The sequence below is a fragment of the Croceifilum oryzae genome (assembly GCF_030814315.1).
Lineage (GTDB): Bacteria > Bacillota > Bacilli > Thermoactinomycetales > Thermoactinomycetaceae > Baia > Baia oryzae.
Map to the genome: position 1 here is coordinate 102,504 of NZ_JAUSUV010000007.1, position 16,815 is coordinate 119,318.

Consider the following 16,815-nt stretch of genomic DNA (forward strand, 5'->3'; position numbering starts at 1 on the left):
GGAATACGTGATGACAAATTCTGTTGTAGATTCATCACTGTTATGGATTCGTGGCATTCGGATTCCTGCAAGTCAATACAAACGCATCAAATCGAGACTGGAACAAAATCTTCAAGGCGAACCATCTCGTACAGATTATCTAGAGTTAGCCCAGTTAGAATTACGGAAGCAGAATTATGGACTTGCAATGGAAGCAGTAGAGGAAGCATTACAGCTCGATCCTACTGATGCAGAGAGCCAACTGCTATATGCAAATATCCTAGAACTTACTGGCGAATGGGATCGGGCAAAATCAGTGTATCGTACCAATATCATGCTCCACCCCGTCTCTTCTCAAGGGTATCGCGAGTATGGACGGTTTTTGTTGAGCATGGATCATGATGATTCGATTTCTCATATACGATCATTGGTCCTGAAGGGTTTGGAGCTAGACCCAAAAGACTCCTATGCGCATACGATCTTGGCGGAGATTTACTGGAAGCTAAATCAAAAAAGCCAAGCAGAGTTACATTTAGAAATCGGCCTGCGCTACTTACAAGATGAACCATGGATTCATCAGCGACGTGCTGCTATCTTGGCAGAGTTAGAGCGGTTTGCTGAATCGACCCATCACTATAAACAAGCTTTGAAAGAAGATAAAAAGAACATATATATAAGGCACCAATTGCAAAGAGTAGAGCGGTTAATGAAACAAAAAACGACATAGATGAAAACACACCCCAGTTCGCTATCGAACTGGGGTGATATGCTAGTTTTGCCGTCTGTCTAGATCCATTTGGCAGAGGTTTGGGAAAGGGAGTCAGTAATTGTCTGAAATATCGACAAAATTCGAGAATCATGTTACAATGTTCCCCGTAGGTAAGGTTGACCTTCTTGCTTACGTTTACTTACTATGCTTCTTTTAACTCCTTAATCTTGACCCTCTTTCATGTGACCAGGCTGGAAGTCTGTACCTGGTCTCTTTTATTTGTTACAATAACGGTGGAAATTTGCAAACTATAGAAAAAGGAGGGGGTACGGATGTCTTTTGATCCACTCTATCTCCGATTTTTTGATTTATATCATGCCAAAGAGTATTGGGAAGCCCATGAAGCGTTAGAGGACTTATGGCAGACGGAGAGATCGAATGATTTTTATCACGGATTGATTCAAATTGCTGCGATTCACCATCAGTTAGAGCGTGGAAAAGTTCGCGGAGTACGAAAGCTTGCCACTTCGGCATTGAGATATTTAACTCCTTATGCCCCAGAATGTGATAGAGTGCAGATTACGTGTATTCTACAATGGTTGCAGTTTTGTTTAGACCGCTTACCTGATGATATACAGCAAATACCTGTGGAAGATATGGCCCAATTTGCAATCCCTATCTGCTCATTGCCTACTTCAAAAGAATTACAGGAGACAGAAATAAGATAGCTCAACGACTTTTGATATAACAAGTCCTATTTTGGGCTTTTTTTTATTGTTTTCTTACATAATTGAATCACTTTCCGACTAAATACATATATAAGAGCCTAGAAAGTGATAAGCCTAGGTGGATGATGTTTTATAGAAGGAGAGGACTGAAATGAAAGGGAGACGTTGGACGGAAGAAGAAGATCGTTATTTAAGAGAGAGAGTATTGCAGTCTATAAGTAGTGGTGGTAGTCAATTAGATGCATTTGATGAAGTGGGCAAGAAGATGGGTCGTACTGCAGGTGCGTGTGGGTTTCGGTGGAATGCAGTACTGCGTCAACAAGATCCAGAGTCGTATTCGGATGCAAAGAAGAAACGGGTATATACACAGCTTCAGAGGAAGAGACGACCTCGATTTGAATCATTGTCCCGTATTGGAGAGTCGTTAGCTGAGGTGGAGAGACAATGGTTTTATAAGAAGAACCATGTTGAACAATTAAAGAAACAAATTCAGTATCTAGATCAGGAGATTCATGCATTAGAGGGTGTTAATCGATCCTCGGCTGAGATCGAGAAGAAGTCTGAACAGCTTACGCAAAAAGAGTTACAGGAGCGCTATCAGGATTTGTTGCATTTAGTAGATGAAATTCAACAACAGCCTGCATTTGCTAAGTTTTTTTCGGAGATGAAATTTGACTTTCCCGTGACAGATGGGAAGTCAGATCGGGACACCTCATCATAAGATATATAAGGGAGCGCAGGGAGAGGTGAGAACTATCGCAGAACAAGGTCCGTCCAAACGTATGAATAAACAAGAGATGCTGGAGTATATGGAACAACTTGAAAAACGTGTCGGATTGGTACAGTCTGAGATTACGCGTTTAAACCATTCCCAAGAGAAGATGAAGCAAGATTTGCGTTTTTTAGAGTTAATGTTATTAGAAGAATATCATATGCTGCTGCAAATTATGGATCGGAATCAAGGTACATTGCGAATTCATGCGAAATAAGACACTGTTATCGGTGTCTTATTTTATTGTGAAAAGGAAAACCATAGCTGTGCTATTCAGGATAGCATAGCTATGGTTTGCGATTTGTTTGCAAATATTAGTGTACAGTGTCTAGGGCCTTGATATGACTGGTTTTAGATGAAAAAGCGCCCTCTGCCAGAGAGGACGCACTTTTTTAGATGTTATTTTTTATTAGCAACCCCATCCACAAACGAATACGAATATGGTAGCAATGACAAGCAAGAAGATGAGAAGGCTTCTCCAGCCAAATCCACCACCGCCATAATAACTTCCACAGCCGCTCATAGATCTCACCTCCCTTAAAAAGGTTGTTGATGGTTATAAAAATGGATTAGCATTTATAATCATCACCGTAACCTCCGCAAACGAATACGAAGATGGTAGCAACGACGAGCAAGAAGATAAGAAGACTTCTCCAACCAAATCCTCCACCACCATAGTTTCCGCAACCGCTCATAGATTTCACCTCCTATCTAAGAGGTAATCCTTTCCTAGTAATTAGCAACCTCTGTAACCGCCGCCCCATCCACATGCAAAGACGAAGATAGTAGCAACGACGAGCAAGAAGATAAGAAGACTTCTCCAACCAAATCCTCCACCACCATAGCTTCCACAGCCGCTCATAGATCTCACCTCCCTAAACTAGTTCATCTTTATTTATTTAGCAGTCAAATCCCCCGCAAACAAATACGAAGATTGTAGCTGTAACTAATAAGAAGATGAGAAGGCTTCTCCAGCCAAATCCACCTGCATATGCACCCATTTAACACCCTCCTATTGTTCTAGATTGCTGAAGAGAACAGTTTGCAGTTGTACTCGATCGGTCTGACAAGGTTTTCGGTTTCTCTTGATCTCTTTAGCTAATTTACTGTATGCGCCTCAAGGTTCTCGTGTACAGGCATGAGCCTGTATAAACGAAATTAGGTAGATGCTTAGATAGAGAATACAAATACGAAGATGGTTGGTACCAGTAATAAAAATAAGAGAAGTGCGCGCCAGCTATCCATGTATCATCGCCCCTGCCTTTGATAGATAGATCCTTTTCTACCATATGTAACGAGTCGTCATCAGGAATGTCCATTTATCGATTAAATAGAAAAATAGGCTGGAGATAGAAAATAGAGTGTGACCGAGCAATGAGCGGATTCATACAGTAAAGAAGAATCATGATAGGAGGGGGACCTATGAGTCAGGGACCATCGATGCAAAGTTTAGTAAAAATGATCAATAACATCATGGGGCATAACGTTCTGAGTGAGCAGCAGCTAAATAAGATCCTAGAAGGTGCGAAGAAGATATACGATAAAGGTGGTATGCCAGCCGTTATTCAATACTTAATGAAAGTGACACAAGCGGATGTCGATGCTCAGGAACTTACCCAATTTGCAGAAAATGTAAAGAACAACCCACAAATCGGCATGGACATCTTAGAAGGTAAAAAAAGCATTCGTCCACAAAAAAAGAAAAGATAATCAACCACAAAAAAGAAGCAAACAGTACATCTCCTGTTTGCTTCTTTTTTGTGGGTCAATCGATCAAGAAAAGACCAAAAATAGAACCAATTAATGCCAACTATTTTGGTTACACTATGTAGCAAGTAAAATGAAAGGTGGGAAAGACCATGTTAAAAAAGAAGCTGTTAGTTGTTACATTATCAATGGGTTTACTAGTAGGTGGGGTATTTGTATTCAACCAAAAGGCATTTGCCGATGATCTTACGAAAGCGGGAAAACACGAAGGACACGAGAAGATGTCTAAGGAACAGCGTGTGGAACAAATTTCGAGTAAGGTTAGCACTTACTTAGGCATTCCACAGGCAGAGGTGCAAAAACTCGCTCAAGATTCCAAAATTGGTATGAAAAACGTAGTCTTTGGTGCAGTTATCGCCAAGAAGACGAATCAAACCTTGCCACAAGCAATAGCCGAAAAGGACAAGCTAGGGAATTGGAAACAAGTGATGGCGGCTCATAAGCTGGAGTGGAAAGACATTCATCCTGAAATGAAGAAAATTGCTCCACACTTCGGTAAAAAGCTTGGATTCATCAAAAATCCAACCCTTATGTATGAAGTACTAGCCACATACACAGGAGAAAGCACAAGCACTCTAAAAGGATTAAACGAGAAATACAAAGTTCATCCAAAAGGCTTGATGAAAGCTTCCGTTCTCTCTAAAGCAAGTGGAAAGAAACTAGAAGATGTACTTAAACTAAAAACAAGCGATAACAAGTGGAAAGACGTAGCTACTAAGCTAAATGTGGATAAACAAAAAGTAGACGCAGCCAAAAAAGAATTATTTACAAAGCTACGAGCCGAAAAGAAGGCACAAGAACCAGAACAAAAATCAAAGAATCCACAAGGATCTAATCAGTAAACAGAACAAATTAACAAAAAGAAACAGGCCCAACTGCTCCACACAGTTAGGCCTGTTTTTCTATGAAAGATGGAATCATCACTTAAAAACCAGTCAACGTCTTCCAAACTTCAATTTTCGTTTGTACTTTACGAATTACTTCATTAGTAAATTCAGTTGTAGTAGCACTTCCGCCTAAATCAGAGGTACGGATGCCTTCTTTTACCGTTTCAATCGTGGCTTCATAGATTGCACGAGAAGCATTTGTCGCGCGTGGATCATCCATGTAAGTAAGCATGGCCGCCCCTGCTAAAATCATAGCCATCGGATTCGCAAGGTTCTTTCCAAATAAGGATGGAGCCGTTCCATGAGGAGCCTCAGCCATCACAATATCCGGTTCAAAGTTGTCATTAAAGCTCATGAGGATTGATTCAGAGCCAGCGATGGTTCCAAACATTTGAAGAACCAAATCACTCAAGCAATCCCCATCGCGGTTTAAAGCAGGAATTACCATCGGATCACCCGAGTTGTTCAACAATAATGCATAGGTCGCATCAATTAATTGAGGCTCGTATCGCACGCCAGGATAACGTTTTGCTGCTTCATCCATCTCTTCTTTCAACATGCCTTCATACACAGGGCTAACTGTATATTTTGGACCGCCAAATACTTTTGCTTTGGTTTTCTTTGCATGCATAAAAGCGAACTCAGCTACAGCACGGCAGGTTTTGCGATCGATCGTCTCAGTACGACAAGCTACTTCGTCTAAACCGCTTCCTTCGCGCCATTCTTTCGCACCGTATGCATCTCCGACTGCCATACGAATAACAGAGATGGGAGAGTAAGTACCTGCTACTGGGCGAACTCCTGGAATCCGGCGACCTGTACGAATGATGACTTTGCCGTCAATTTCTCGACGTAAAATCGCATTCGGAGATCCCACGTCTCCTTTTATTTCAGGAGTAACAGTAGCTGCCTTTATTCCATAACCAGTTCGTTTCATCGCTTTTGCCGCATCGTGGACGACTTGGTTATTGGTTGCCCGTCGATTTTCTAAACTCAAATCAAACTCTTGGAATTCTAAGTCTAGACCAATTACGTTTGGATCCAGTACGCGCAGAGCTTCGTCTAAAAGCTCTTGTCCCGTCTGGTCTCCTTTCATTACAACGATCACTTTTTGATCACTCAATATCATTCACCCCATTTTAAAAATGCCACTTCCTTATTATACTCGTAGATAATTTCACAAACTAGACAAAGAAAATTAAGAATATTAAAGAGCCTTGCATAGATTTGCGCGAACTGTGGTATGATCAAGATTGAACATATATCCTATATTTAGTGTGTTCTAACCACCGTTAAGGTATGTAGAATGAGGGGGAGTTTACGGTGATTTATCAAATTTGTGCGGGCGTGGCAACAATTTCCTTCTTACTACTAGTGATTTACATAATCCGCACACTCATTACCATGAACCGTACATTACGGAGTGCTTCATCTAGTTTGGAAGAGGCGACATCGTCCTTGCAAACCATACAAAAAACGATCCAGGATTTACAACCTCAGGTTCAGGCAGTGCTTACCGAAACAGAGAAAGCTCTTCACGGGGCCAATGAGCTTGTAGCAGATGTCCAACATAAAGCAGCACAAACCCAAGAAGTATTTGATAACATTCAAAACCTCGGAAAATCCATTGATCGTGTTTCGCATACGATTGTTGAAAGTGTACAAAGCCATAGGGGTACGATCGGGAGTGCAGTATCTTATATGGGTTTGGGATTAGAGTTAGTACGTAAATGGAAAAATCGAAATCAATCATAGTGGGAGGCGTGTAAAGATGAGCGAGAAAAAAGGAATGAATGTAGGCGAGTTTGTAGTCGGTGCAGTAATCGGTGGGATCATCGGAGCAACCGTAGCCTTATTGACAACGCCCAAAACTGGTAAAGAGATGCGAGAGGATTTAAAAGAAGGCCTAGAAGTGGCGAAAGATAAGAGTTGTGAGATTGTTCATGCTGTAAAGTCCCAAACAGGTGATGCGTTTGAAAAAATGGGCGAGTCGGGAACGAAGGTCCAAAGTAAGTGGATTGAAATTAAAGATTCAATGGGCAAAGATTCAGTGTAGCGGACAAGCTAGTGACTCTCATATAACACCTTAGAGAGGGGAGGAAGCGGAGTTGAGTGGGAGAGTAGATGAGATTCGAGTGCAATTAGATCAAATCAATTTGCAGATTCTAGAACTTCTAAACGAGCGTGCCAGGTATGTACAAGAGATTGGTGAGACGAAACAGAAGCAAGGGACGATGAAGTTTGATCCTGAGCGTGAAAACGATATGTTGCAAAAAATTGTGTTACATAACGACGGTCCTTTTGACGACCAGACGATTCAACATCTCTTTAAACAGATTTTTCAAGCGTCCCTCACTCTCATTGAAGATAATCATAATAAGGGCTTACTCATTAGCCGAAAAAGAAAAGTAGAGGATACCGTAATCGATTTAGGAACGGTTCAAATTGGGGACGGGATTCCTAAGATTGTGGCTGGCCCGTGTTCGGTGGAATCGGAGGAGCAAGTCTTCCAAGTGGCTGAGGTAATGGCCAGACAGGGAGTAAAGATGATTCGTGGTGGAGCCTTTAAACCGCGTACATCTCCTTATGATTTCCAAGGTTTAGGACTGGAAGGTCTCCAGATTTTAAGGCGTGTTGCAGATCATTTTGGATTAAAAGTAATTAGTGAAATTATGAATCCAGCCGATGTAGAGATGGCGACTCGATATGTGGATGTCATTCAAGTAGGTGCTCGAAACATGCAGAATTTCGATCTACTTCGAGCTGTAGGCTCTGTTTCTACCCCGGTGCTCTTAAAACGAGGACTCGCGGCTACGATGGAGGAATTCTTGTTTGCCGCTGAGTACATTGTCGCAAGTGGTAACGACCAAGTCGTTCTGTGTGAGCGTGGGATTCGGACCTATGAGAAATGGACGAGGAATACACTCGACATCTCCGCTGTTCCCCTCATTAAACAAGAGAGCCACCTGCCTGTTATGGTCGATGTAACGCATTCGGCTGGACGGAAAGATCTTCTTCTCCCTCTAGCGAAAGCGGCTTTTGCAGCAGGAGCAGATGCGGTGATGGTGGAGACTCATCCTAACCCGATTGTCGCCCTCTCTGACTCGCGCCAACAAATTGATTTACCAACGTTTGAGCAATTTATGACCCAACTACGCGAATCGCGTTTTCTTCCAGAATTGCTGGGAACTAGATAAAATCATTACAGAAAAGCGAACAGATTCGAATCTGTTCGCTTTTCTACGAAAAAGTTTGTTATGATGATAAAATATAGAGAAGTTGATGGGAGGAGTTCCCTATGAATGCAAGGGAATGCTTGGAATTAGCTAGTCAAAATCAGATTAGTCCGGATCGTCTGTATGATTTTTTTGCGCAGAATGTACCTAGACTAACCGTTGTATATCAAAATTCAGAAGCTGGAAGAAAGCCTTTATTAGCGAAGAGTAATCACCCAAATGGGAAAAGTGTGATTGCTTTTACGGACGTCGATGTGGCTCGATATGTAAGAGCTACGAATCCAGAATATCTAGTGATTCAAGAAGAGCCTGCTTTACCTTTTTTACTAAAAGCATTTCGTTCGGACGCAGAAGGCATTTTATTTAATCCGGGACTACCTTCCAAATTGTATCTAGATAAAGGACGACTTATGGCACTCATTAGTGCATATGCAGTACATAGATTATCCCACTCGACAGGTGCATGGTTACCTTCTAGAGGGAATGAATTATTATTAGCCCCATACCAACCAGGCAAATTTACCGTTGTCATCTACGTGACCGAAAAGGATGCTCGTCATGTAAGTGCACAACAAGGTGGAGAAGTGAGACTTGCTTCATGGGAAGATATTTTTGCGCGTGTGGAGAAATTAGATGCGCCAGCTCCTCTATTTCATTCGGGACTACCAGAGCAGATGCTATTAACACAAAGTCAGGTAGTAGCGATTCAACAAGGGCCTAAGTCAGGCTTTGTGGAACCTGAGATAACACAACATCCATTTATCCCTGTAAACAATCCAATCGAGGAACAGTATGAGAACGCGGGTGTAGAGCCAGAAGTGAAGCAAGCTGAAAATGCGTCCCCGTTCGAAGAAGTTGCGACTACCATGACAACAGATGTGAACATGCCACAAAATAACGAAGAAGAGATCGATGTGGTTCCAGATGAAACTAGAAATGAAGAGCCTACTGTAGAAGTGGCTCAAACGGAGACCATCATAGAGGATACAGAATCGAAAGAACCACAATCAATTGAACATCATGAAATGGACGTAGCTCCAGTAACTCCACCAGCTTCAACCCCAGCACCAGAGCCAACACCTCCAAAACCGAATCCTGCTAAAGAGCACGTCGTTCCCGGGAATCTGTCAATCCCGCCCGAATTAAAAGCCCAATTGGAACAATTAGAACGGGCTACGATGTCTGGACAAGGTGTAGCGAACGGTTGGGAAGTATGCCGGTTATTAGCAGATAGCCGCCGGATCTGGGTGATTACGGATCATAACGGGAATATGGTTATCCTAGCGGGTCAAGATCAAAGTCCGATTGTGGATTTCTTTACCTCTGATACTCATGCAGAGCAGTTAATACAAGAAGCGAAGAAACAGAACCCGAGCCTTCCAGATATGATGCCACGGCTTGTATCGACGAAGAAGCTTTTCCGTGCCCTCGCTAGTCGCCAGCCTGTTGTGTGGATTAACCGCGGAACATCCGTTGCTTGGACCAGTGTGATGGGAGATACGATTCCCTATATCCTGCAACTAATGGCACAAAATGAGCGAAATCAGAACTAACCTAATTAGGTTGGTTCTTTTTTGGTACAATGGAAAGAATAATCTTTGCTATACTAATAATGAATAACCGTAATGGATGTGGGAAAACAACATGAAGAAAAAAGAGACTATTACTATTTATGATGTTGCACGAGAAGCCAATGTATCGATGGCTACTGTTTCCCGGGTTGTAAATGGCAATCCCAATGTAAAGCCAGCTACACGAAAAAAAGTGTTAGAAGTGATTCGGAACCTAGGTTACCGTCCAAACGCAGTGGCGCGTGGTCTTGCCAGTAAGAAGACAACCACAGTAGGAGTCGTGATCCCAGATATCTCAAATGCTTTTTACGCTGAGGTGGCAAGGGGAATTGAGGATATCGCGACGATGTATAACTACAATATTATCCTGAGTAACTCAGACCTACGACAAGAGCGAGAGCTTCGGTTGATTGAAACGTTAATGGAAAAGCAAGTAGACGGATTGTTATTTTTAGGTGGAACGATTACGCCTGCTCACAAAGAAATTTTTTCGGCATCCTCGATTCCAGTTGTGTTGGTGGCGACAGAAGATCTAGAAAAGGAGCTTCCTTTTGTTCATATTGACCAGAAAGAGGCGTCCAAGGAAGCGGTAATGGTTTTACTAGCAGAAGGGCATAAGAAAGTCGGATATATCTCTAATCCAAATGAAGATATGGTACAAGGAGCGCCGCGCTTAGAGGGTTATAAGCAAGCTCTTCATGAGACAGGGATGGAGTATGATGACTCGATTGTTCGTTATGGGGACAACGGGTATCGATCCGGATATCAGGCGATGCAGGACTTGCTTACAGCTGATCCTAAGATTACCGCTGTAGCATGTGCAAGTGATGAGATGGCAGTAGGGGCGTTGCATGCGTTACAAGATGCGGGGAAAAAGGTTCCAGAGGCGTTTTCCGTCATCGGTTTCCATAACATTCCTCTGGCTTCGCAAGTACGTCCGTTGCTCAGTACGGTAAGTTATCCCATGTACGATGTGGGCGCCGTATCGATGCGATTATTGACCAAGTATATGCTACGTGAAGAAATTGAAGCAGAGCAAGTTTGGTTGCCTTTTAGTTTGGAATTACGAAACTCAACAAACCTGAAGCAGTGGCCAGAATAGAGAGAGAGAGGAATCAATCGGATGAAGATCGGAATCATAGGGGCAATGGATAGCGAGATCGCTCGCTTTTTAGAGGACTTAACAGAGAAACAAGTACATCAGATTCATGGCTTTTCCTACTATGAAGGGATGATGGCAGGTCGCGAAGTGGTGATTACCAAGTCAGGTGTGGGAAAGGTAAATGCCGCCATCTGTGCAACGACATTAATCAGTCATTTTCAAGTGAAATCGGTCTTATTTACCGGGGTAGCAGGGGCTGTTCATCCAGATCTAGAGATTGGAGATATCGTAGTCTCCAGTGAATGCCAATATCATGATGTAGATGTAACGGCTCTGGGATTTGTACGTGGTCAGATTCCATTTCAAGAGACGTCGATCTTCCCAGCTGATCCAGCTTTAGTACAATGGGCTGAAGAAGCAGGTCAGGAGATGGATGGAGTCCAAGTGAAAGTAGGAAAGGTTTTATCCGGAGATCAATTTATATCAAGTGTGGAAGCCGTACATATGCTTCGTGAAGAGCTACAAGGGGCTTGTGTGGAGATGGAGGGAGCGGCGGTCGCTCATGTCTGCTTTATGCTTAAGACTCCATTTATCGTGATTCGCTCTATGTCGGATCGAGCGGACCATTCTGCCCATGTGAATTTTGAGGAGTTTACGATTTTAGCAGCAGATCGTTCCTACACGATGGTGAGCTATCTATTGCATAAAATAGCATAGAAATATGCATATACGTAGCAAATGATCCCTGTTTCTGTGTGTTTAAAATCCCCTTTTCAGAGCAAAATAACGTCACAATATGAAAGGGGGTTTTCTAAATGGCACGTGATGTTCGTTGTGAGGTAAACAACTGTACGTATTGGGGATCTGGCGACAAATGTGAAGCCGATGCTATCTATGTAGTAAGTAATACAGGAAGAGAAGCGGAAGATCAGAAGGAAACCGATTGCCATACCTTTGAACGGAAAGCCAAGCACTAAGCTTATTTGAATGACTTGTTTTGAATAATCGTATGAGAGAATCTGGCCTATAAAAGGGTCAGATTTTTTATGTTTTCCAAAGAATAAATTCTTATATATAAACTAGATTTGGTATGAATGAGAAAAACATTCTATGTTATAATCATACATAAAAGAAAATTGCTATATTTCTTAGGGGGAGAATCATATGCTAGATCATTCACAATCAGTAGGGATTCAAACAAAAGAAAATAATTTAGAAAACTATGAGGCAGCGTATAAGGATTTTTCTTGGGTCGATGTTGAGAAAGCGTTTACATGGAGCGAGACAGGGAAAGTGAATGCTGCCTATGAGGCGATTGATCGGCATGTGATGGAAGGAAAAGAGCATAAAACAGCTTTATGGTACAGCGACGAGTCAAGAGATGAGAAGTATTCATTTGGCGATTTAAAAACAAAATCAAATCAATTTGGAAATATACTTAGAAAATACGCAATTAGCAAAGGAGACCGAGTTTTCATCTTCTTGCCACGAACGCCTGAGCTATACATAAGCTTCTTAGGCGCCTTAAAAGTAGGAGCGATTATCGGACCTTTGTTTGAAGCATTTATGACCGTAGCTGTAAAAGATCGCTTGGAAGATAGTGAAGCAGTAGCGCTTGTGACTACACCTTCGTTATTGTCACGTGTGCCTCTTGACGAGCTACCACATCTCAAACATGTCATCTTAGTAGGAGATGATGCTGATACGGAAGGTGCGATCTCATATGAGAAAGAGATGGCATCAGCTTCCGCAGATTTAGAGATTGAATGGGTAGATCGAGAAGATCCGATGCTCATTCACTACACATCCGGATCGACTGGAAAGCCAAAAGGAGTCGTCCATGTCCATAACGCGATGATTCATCACTACCAAACGGGAAAATGGGTCGTGGATTTACAAGAGGATGATATCTATTGGTGTACAGCGGATCCAGGATGGGTGACAGGTACTTCCTATGGGATATTTGGACCTTGGTTACATGGGGTTACCAGTGTGATTCGAGGAGGCAGATTTACTCCGGAAGACTGGTATCAGACGATTGCAGAGAAAAAGGTAACGATCTGGTACAGTGCGCCGACTGCGTTTCGGATGTTGATGGGTGCAGGAGATGAGCTTGTAGCGAAGCATGACCTATCTTCTGTGCGCCATATTTTAAGTGTAGGAGAACCTTTGAATCCGGAAGTGGTACGTTGGGGATTAAAAGTCTACGGGAAGCGAATTCATGATAACTGGTGGATGACAGAGACCGGCGGAACCCTCATTTCCAACTATCCGCAAATGGAGGTAAAACCAGGCTCCATGGGACGACCGATTCCTGGAATTTATGCAGCGATTATCGATGATAGTGGAAATGAGCTTCCGCCGTACTCAATGGGGCACTTAGCGATTCGAGCTGGTTGGCCTTCGATGATGAGACAAATCTGGAAAAATGAAGCCAAGTATCAAGAGTACTTCCGAATCCCCGGATGGTACCTATCTGGAGACACAGCGTATCAAGATGAGGATGGCTACTTTTGGTTCCAGGGTCGGATTGATGATGTGATTAATACGGCAGGGAAGCGAGTAGGTCCTTTTGAAGTGGAGAGTGCTTTAGTCGAGCATCCAGCCGTAGCCGAAGCTGGAGTAATCGGGAAGCCTGATGCAGTAAGAGGAGAGATTATTAAAGCCTTTATTGCTCTAAGACAGGGGTATGAAGCATCTGCTGAGCTAAAAGAAGAGATTCGCCAGTTTGTAAAAGATCACATGGCTGCCCATGCAGCTCCACGTGAGATTGAGTTTATCGAGAAGCTTCCGAAAACGCGGAGCGGTAAAATCATGCGACGTGTGTTAAAAGCTTGGGAATTAGGGCTTCCTACGGGTGATTTATCAACAATGGAAGACTAAGCAATGGATTTGCATCCATTTTGACATGTAGATTTGTAATAAATTTATATGATAAAATCGTGTTTTTATAATGAAAGAGGGAAGCGCCACTACATTATCAAGTAGGGCGCTTCCCTCTTTCGTTTATGTCTATATGCTTAGTTATATTTGTGCCTAGATTGGGGCACTTGTTCGGCGAGTGTTTTATACCTTTTGTCGGACCGAAATCCACTCTTTTTGACATAGTTCGGTTGGGACCAGATTCTTAACTTTTCAGTTTTTGCTAGCTGTTCTGCTTTCCGATAGCGTGCTTTGTGCTTATGTCGTGCAAAATCATATGCATAGCGAGCGTACCCTTTGCGAAGTAATTCTTCGTTTAACAGGCGATTGGTATTAATCCAAATATGAGCTAAAATTCGCCCGTGCTGATCTCGTAGGGGATGGTCTAATTCGATTTCCAGTTTGTTAGCGAAGATCAATTCGTCATAAATATAGCTTTTAGCATCTCTCGCATATGGTTCCGGCGTGGCTCCAAACGGAGCATAATTCATTTCGGGAGTATCAATGAGAAGAAGGCGTACTTTTTCTTTCTGCCCGCGCCATAGGACAATAATCGTGTCCCCATCTACGACTTCTTCTAGGCGCACTTCTTCACGTAGGGTAGACATAGCTTCTCACCTTTCTTCAACTTTTTCTGCTTATTTATCAGGGTATCTTATTATAATTTTAAACGATTTGGTAGAGCAGGGCAAAGTGAAATGGTGAGAAATCTATGAAAAAATGATAAAAAATAATCCCGAGATGTGTTCTCGGGATTAAAATTAGTTATGGTCTTCACCATCACCATTGCCATTGCCATCACCAAATTTAAATTGGCCCTTTGTTGGGTCCTCAGGGGTACCTTTATCACCACCTGGTGGTTTTTGACCGTTATTTCGAGGTGGCTGTTGAGGTGTTGGTTGTTGTGGTTGTTTTTCTTTCTTTTGGTTATTTGTATTGGTATTTGTATTCGAATTCGTATTGGTCTGTGTTCCTGAAGAAGATTCATCATCCGTATCAACAGGTGTTCCAGATTCAAAATAAACATTTTTCGAAGTTCCACTTGCGAAGCTAGAGCCCTTCTTGATTAGATCAGGTCTAGCGGTAGCAGCGGCTTTGAACAATTTTACCCAAGCTTCTTTGGCTAAATGTTGATCTCCGATTGCGTTGTAGTCATAACCAGACCATACGCCCATTGTCACTTCTGGTGTATAGCCTACGAACCAGAGGTCAAAGTAGCTCGTAGTTGTACCTGTTTTACCTGCAACATTGTATCCACCTGTACCTGCTCCAATGCTATCTTTAGCTGTACCGCTTGTCACAACTGCACGCAACATAGAGGTAAGTTGTCTTGCAGTATTCGTTTCGAATACTCTTACTGGATTTGGTTTGTACTGATAGACGATTTTGTCATCCTTATCACGAATTTCACGAATGATATGTGTTTCGTTATATACGCCATCATTTGCAAACATGGAGTAAGCACCCGTCATTTCCTCTACAGTGTATCCAATCGATGCTCCACCCAGAACCAAACTATCTACAGTTCGGTCTTTTTGAATAATGTCGATACCCATCTTCTTGACATACCCATCAAACAGACCGCCTTGTCCGATTTTCCTTAGAACTTCACGATAGACTTTTACAGCGGGTACGTTTTTAGACCATTGAAGAGCGTACTCAGCACTCATTGGACCTCTATCGCCCTTATAGAAGTCGCTAGAACCGCCACCCTTTTTAAGGTTCTCGTCGATAATAGTTGAATTTGGACTAATGATTCCTTTATCTAGCGCTGGGCCATAGGCTAAGATGGGCTTCATCGATGAACCAGGTTGGTTTTGTGCATCAAATGCATGATCCTTCTGGTTTTTCTTAAAGTCTGCACCACCTACGAAGGAGAGGACCTCACCCGTCTTTTGGTTTATCATAACGGCTCCGATTTGTTCAGTAATCTTTCCTTTACGACCTTTGACTGATTTGCTATTGTATTTGATCTTAGAAGCAGCTTTATCCATCTCATCGTATATTCTCTTATCGATGGTTGTGTAGATTTTTAATCCACCGCTGTTTACGTACTTGTTGTATTGATCTTTTTTCTTTACTTGCTCTGGATCTTTTTCCTCATCGATCTTCTTAAGAATATCAACAGCCTCTTTTTGAACGGCAGTCATGATGTAAGGATATGTTTCCATCGCACTTTCTTCATTTAGGTCTTCCTCAGACACAAATGATTTTGAGATATCAACCTTAATGGCTTCGTCATACTCTTTTTGCGTAATCTTGTTTACTGTAAGCATATTTTTGAGGACTAACTTCATTCGTTCTGTCCCTTTTTTTATCGTGTCTTCTGGTTCCTTGGCTGGGTTGTTGGGATTGAACTTATTTGGACTTTGTACCATCCCTACGAGATAAGCAGCTTCTGGAAGAGTTAGTTTATCTACTTCTTTGTTAAAAAGTCCATGTGCTGCAACTTTGAAACCGTAAAGAAGTTTGCTGTTAGCACCGTTTCCTAGGAATACACTGTTTAAGTAGCTTACTAAAATTTCTTCTTTGTTGTAGTATTTTTCTATGCGGTTTGCATCAATTAGTTCTTTTGCTTTACGTTCATATGACTTCTCAGTGTTTTGAAGGATTTCTCGTTTGACTAATTGTTGCGTAAGGGTACTACCACCACTTCCATTTGCTTGCCCAGTAGCACTTTCCCATGTGGCGCGTAGGATTGCTTTGGGAACAAATCCGCTATGTTGATAAAACTCTCTATCTTCTGTCGCAAATAATGCATCTAGTAAGTGTTTACTTACCTCTTTTGAGCTTTTAATTAATTCTCGAGAATCTTTGCGGTGCATTTTTCCAACTTCTGTCTTGTCACCGAAATAAACATAAGAATCTGCACTGAAGTTTCCGAGAGTTTCCTCAAAATCTGTTTTGGTACGAATTTTTTCGTTTTCGGTATAAGCTCGAACAGCTCCTAAACCCACTCCAGCAGCTGCTACAGATATGGTTAATAGGGATACGGCTACGATAAAAGTAGTCTTACCCAGCTTTTTTAGTATGCGTTTACCTTTTTTAGGTTGTTGTTTTTCTGATTCCATCTTGCTACCTCCTCGTGTAAGAATTATATCACCTAGCGGCTGATTTTCTTGTGACAATTCCGTGCTACTAC

Annotated in this window: 19 protein-coding genes; 14 read left to right on the forward strand and 5 right to left on the reverse strand. The window is 42.2% G+C overall.

Annotation, left to right across the window (positions count from 1 at the left end; genetic code table 11):
* Positions 1–10: 10 nt before the first annotated feature.
* The 4 genes from J2Z48_RS09105 (at position 11) to J2Z48_RS09120 (ending at position 2,405) form a co-directional block, all read left to right on the forward strand.
* Entirely contained in the window at positions 11–706 is a 696-nt protein-coding gene (locus J2Z48_RS09105; RefSeq protein WP_307252817.1) for a tetratricopeptide repeat protein, read from the forward strand.
* Between the two features lie 314 nt (positions 707–1,020).
* Positions 1,021–1,416, forward strand: a complete 396-nt coding sequence (locus J2Z48_RS09110) for a DUF309 domain-containing protein (protein WP_307252818.1) — start codon at positions 1,021–1,023, stop codon at positions 1,414–1,416.
* 151 nt (positions 1,417–1,567) lie between these two features.
* Positions 1,568–2,137 (forward strand): hypothetical protein, encoded by a 570-nt coding sequence (locus J2Z48_RS09115; protein ID WP_307252819.1) that lies wholly within the window; start codon positions 1,568–1,570, stop codon positions 2,135–2,137.
* 25 nt (positions 2,138–2,162) lie between these two features.
* Positions 2,163–2,405 carry a hypothetical protein gene (locus J2Z48_RS09120; RefSeq protein ID WP_307252820.1) on the forward strand — a complete coding sequence of 81 codons (243 nt, stop codon included), beginning with the start codon at positions 2,163–2,165 and terminating at the stop codon, positions 2,403–2,405.
* Positions 2,406–2,757: 352 nt separating this feature from the next.
* On the opposite strand, the gene J2Z48_RS09125 is transcribed toward J2Z48_RS09120, so the two are convergent.
* On the reverse strand, positions 2,758–2,883 hold the full coding sequence (locus tag J2Z48_RS09125; protein WP_307252822.1) for a hypothetical protein: 126 nt from the start codon (positions 2,881–2,883) through the stop codon (positions 2,758–2,760).
* Positions 2,884–2,924: 41 nt separating this feature from the next.
* Positions 2,925–3,050 (reverse strand): sporulation protein YjcZ, encoded by a 126-nt coding sequence (locus J2Z48_RS09130; protein WP_207896825.1) that lies wholly within the window; start codon positions 3,048–3,050, stop codon positions 2,925–2,927.
* A 560-nt stretch (positions 3,051–3,610) separates the two neighbouring features.
* On the opposite strand from J2Z48_RS09130, the gene J2Z48_RS09135 reads away from it, so the two are divergent.
* Both J2Z48_RS09135 and J2Z48_RS09140 read left to right on the forward strand, forming a co-directional pair.
* On the forward strand, positions 3,611–3,898 hold the full coding sequence (locus J2Z48_RS09135; RefSeq protein ID WP_131849508.1) for a hypothetical protein: 288 nt from the start codon (positions 3,611–3,613) through the stop codon (positions 3,896–3,898).
* A 149-nt stretch (positions 3,899–4,047) separates the two neighbouring features.
* The gene (locus tag J2Z48_RS09140) at positions 4,048–4,797 is read left to right on the forward strand and encodes a hypothetical protein (RefSeq protein WP_307252825.1); all 750 of its coding nucleotides are present in this window, start codon (positions 4,048–4,050) and stop codon (positions 4,795–4,797) included.
* Positions 4,798–4,879: 82 nt separating this feature from the next.
* Here the strand turns inward: J2Z48_RS09140 and J2Z48_RS09145 are convergent, their stop codons facing one another.
* Complete coding sequence (locus J2Z48_RS09145; protein ID WP_243649524.1) at positions 4,880–5,938, reverse strand: isocitrate/isopropylmalate family dehydrogenase; 1,059 nt, start codon at positions 5,936–5,938, stop codon at positions 4,880–4,882.
* Between the two features lie 227 nt (positions 5,939–6,165).
* On the opposite strand from J2Z48_RS09145, the gene J2Z48_RS09150 reads away from it, so the two are divergent.
* The 8 genes from J2Z48_RS09150 to acsA all read left to right on the forward strand — a co-directional run bounded on the left by J2Z48_RS09150 (position 6,166) and on the right by acsA (position 13,634).
* The gene (locus J2Z48_RS09150; protein WP_307252827.1) at positions 6,166–6,597 is read left to right on the forward strand and encodes a DUF948 domain-containing protein; all 432 of its coding nucleotides are present in this window, start codon (positions 6,166–6,168) and stop codon (positions 6,595–6,597) included.
* Positions 6,598–6,613: 16 nt separating this feature from the next.
* A complete protein-coding gene (locus J2Z48_RS09155) occupies positions 6,614–6,898 on the forward strand; it encodes a YtxH domain-containing protein (protein ID WP_307252829.1) in 285 nt (94 codons plus the stop codon).
* 52 nt (positions 6,899–6,950) lie between these two features.
* Positions 6,951–8,039, forward strand: a complete 1,089-nt coding sequence (locus J2Z48_RS09160) for a bifunctional 3-deoxy-7-phosphoheptulonate synthase/chorismate mutase (RefSeq protein WP_307252830.1) — start codon at positions 6,951–6,953, stop codon at positions 8,037–8,039.
* 101 nt (positions 8,040–8,140) lie between these two features.
* On the forward strand, positions 8,141–9,631 hold the full coding sequence (locus J2Z48_RS09165; protein ID WP_307252831.1) for a hypothetical protein: 1,491 nt from the start codon (positions 8,141–8,143) through the stop codon (positions 9,629–9,631).
* Positions 9,632–9,722: 91 nt separating this feature from the next.
* Positions 9,723–10,751 carry a catabolite control protein A gene (gene ccpA, locus J2Z48_RS09170; RefSeq protein ID WP_307252832.1) on the forward strand — a complete coding sequence of 343 codons (1,029 nt, stop codon included), beginning with the start codon at positions 9,723–9,725 and terminating at the stop codon, positions 10,749–10,751.
* A gap of 21 nt (positions 10,752–10,772) precedes the next feature.
* A complete protein-coding gene (locus J2Z48_RS09175) occupies positions 10,773–11,468 on the forward strand; it encodes a 5'-methylthioadenosine/adenosylhomocysteine nucleosidase (RefSeq protein WP_307252834.1) in 696 nt (231 codons plus the stop codon).
* Positions 11,469–11,566: 98 nt separating this feature from the next.
* Positions 11,567–11,728, forward strand: a complete 162-nt coding sequence (locus tag J2Z48_RS09180) for a DUF1540 domain-containing protein (protein ID WP_131849499.1) — start codon at positions 11,567–11,569, stop codon at positions 11,726–11,728.
* 187 nt (positions 11,729–11,915) lie between these two features.
* The gene (gene acsA / locus J2Z48_RS09185; protein WP_307252838.1) at positions 11,916–13,634 is read left to right on the forward strand and encodes an acetate--CoA ligase; all 1,719 of its coding nucleotides are present in this window, start codon (positions 11,916–11,918) and stop codon (positions 13,632–13,634) included.
* 137 nt (positions 13,635–13,771) lie between these two features.
* Here the strand turns inward: acsA and J2Z48_RS09190 are convergent, their stop codons facing one another.
* Both J2Z48_RS09190 and J2Z48_RS09195 read right to left on the reverse strand, forming a co-directional pair.
* Positions 13,772–14,281: a thermonuclease family protein gene (locus J2Z48_RS09190; RefSeq protein ID WP_307252840.1), complete on the reverse strand. Its 510-nt coding sequence runs from the start codon at positions 14,279–14,281 to the stop codon at positions 13,772–13,774.
* A 153-nt stretch (positions 14,282–14,434) separates the two neighbouring features.
* Positions 14,435–16,744 carry a transglycosylase domain-containing protein gene (locus tag J2Z48_RS09195; protein ID WP_307252843.1) on the reverse strand — a complete coding sequence of 770 codons (2,310 nt, stop codon included), beginning with the start codon at positions 16,742–16,744 and terminating at the stop codon, positions 14,435–14,437.
* Positions 16,745–16,815 lie beyond the last annotated feature (71 nt).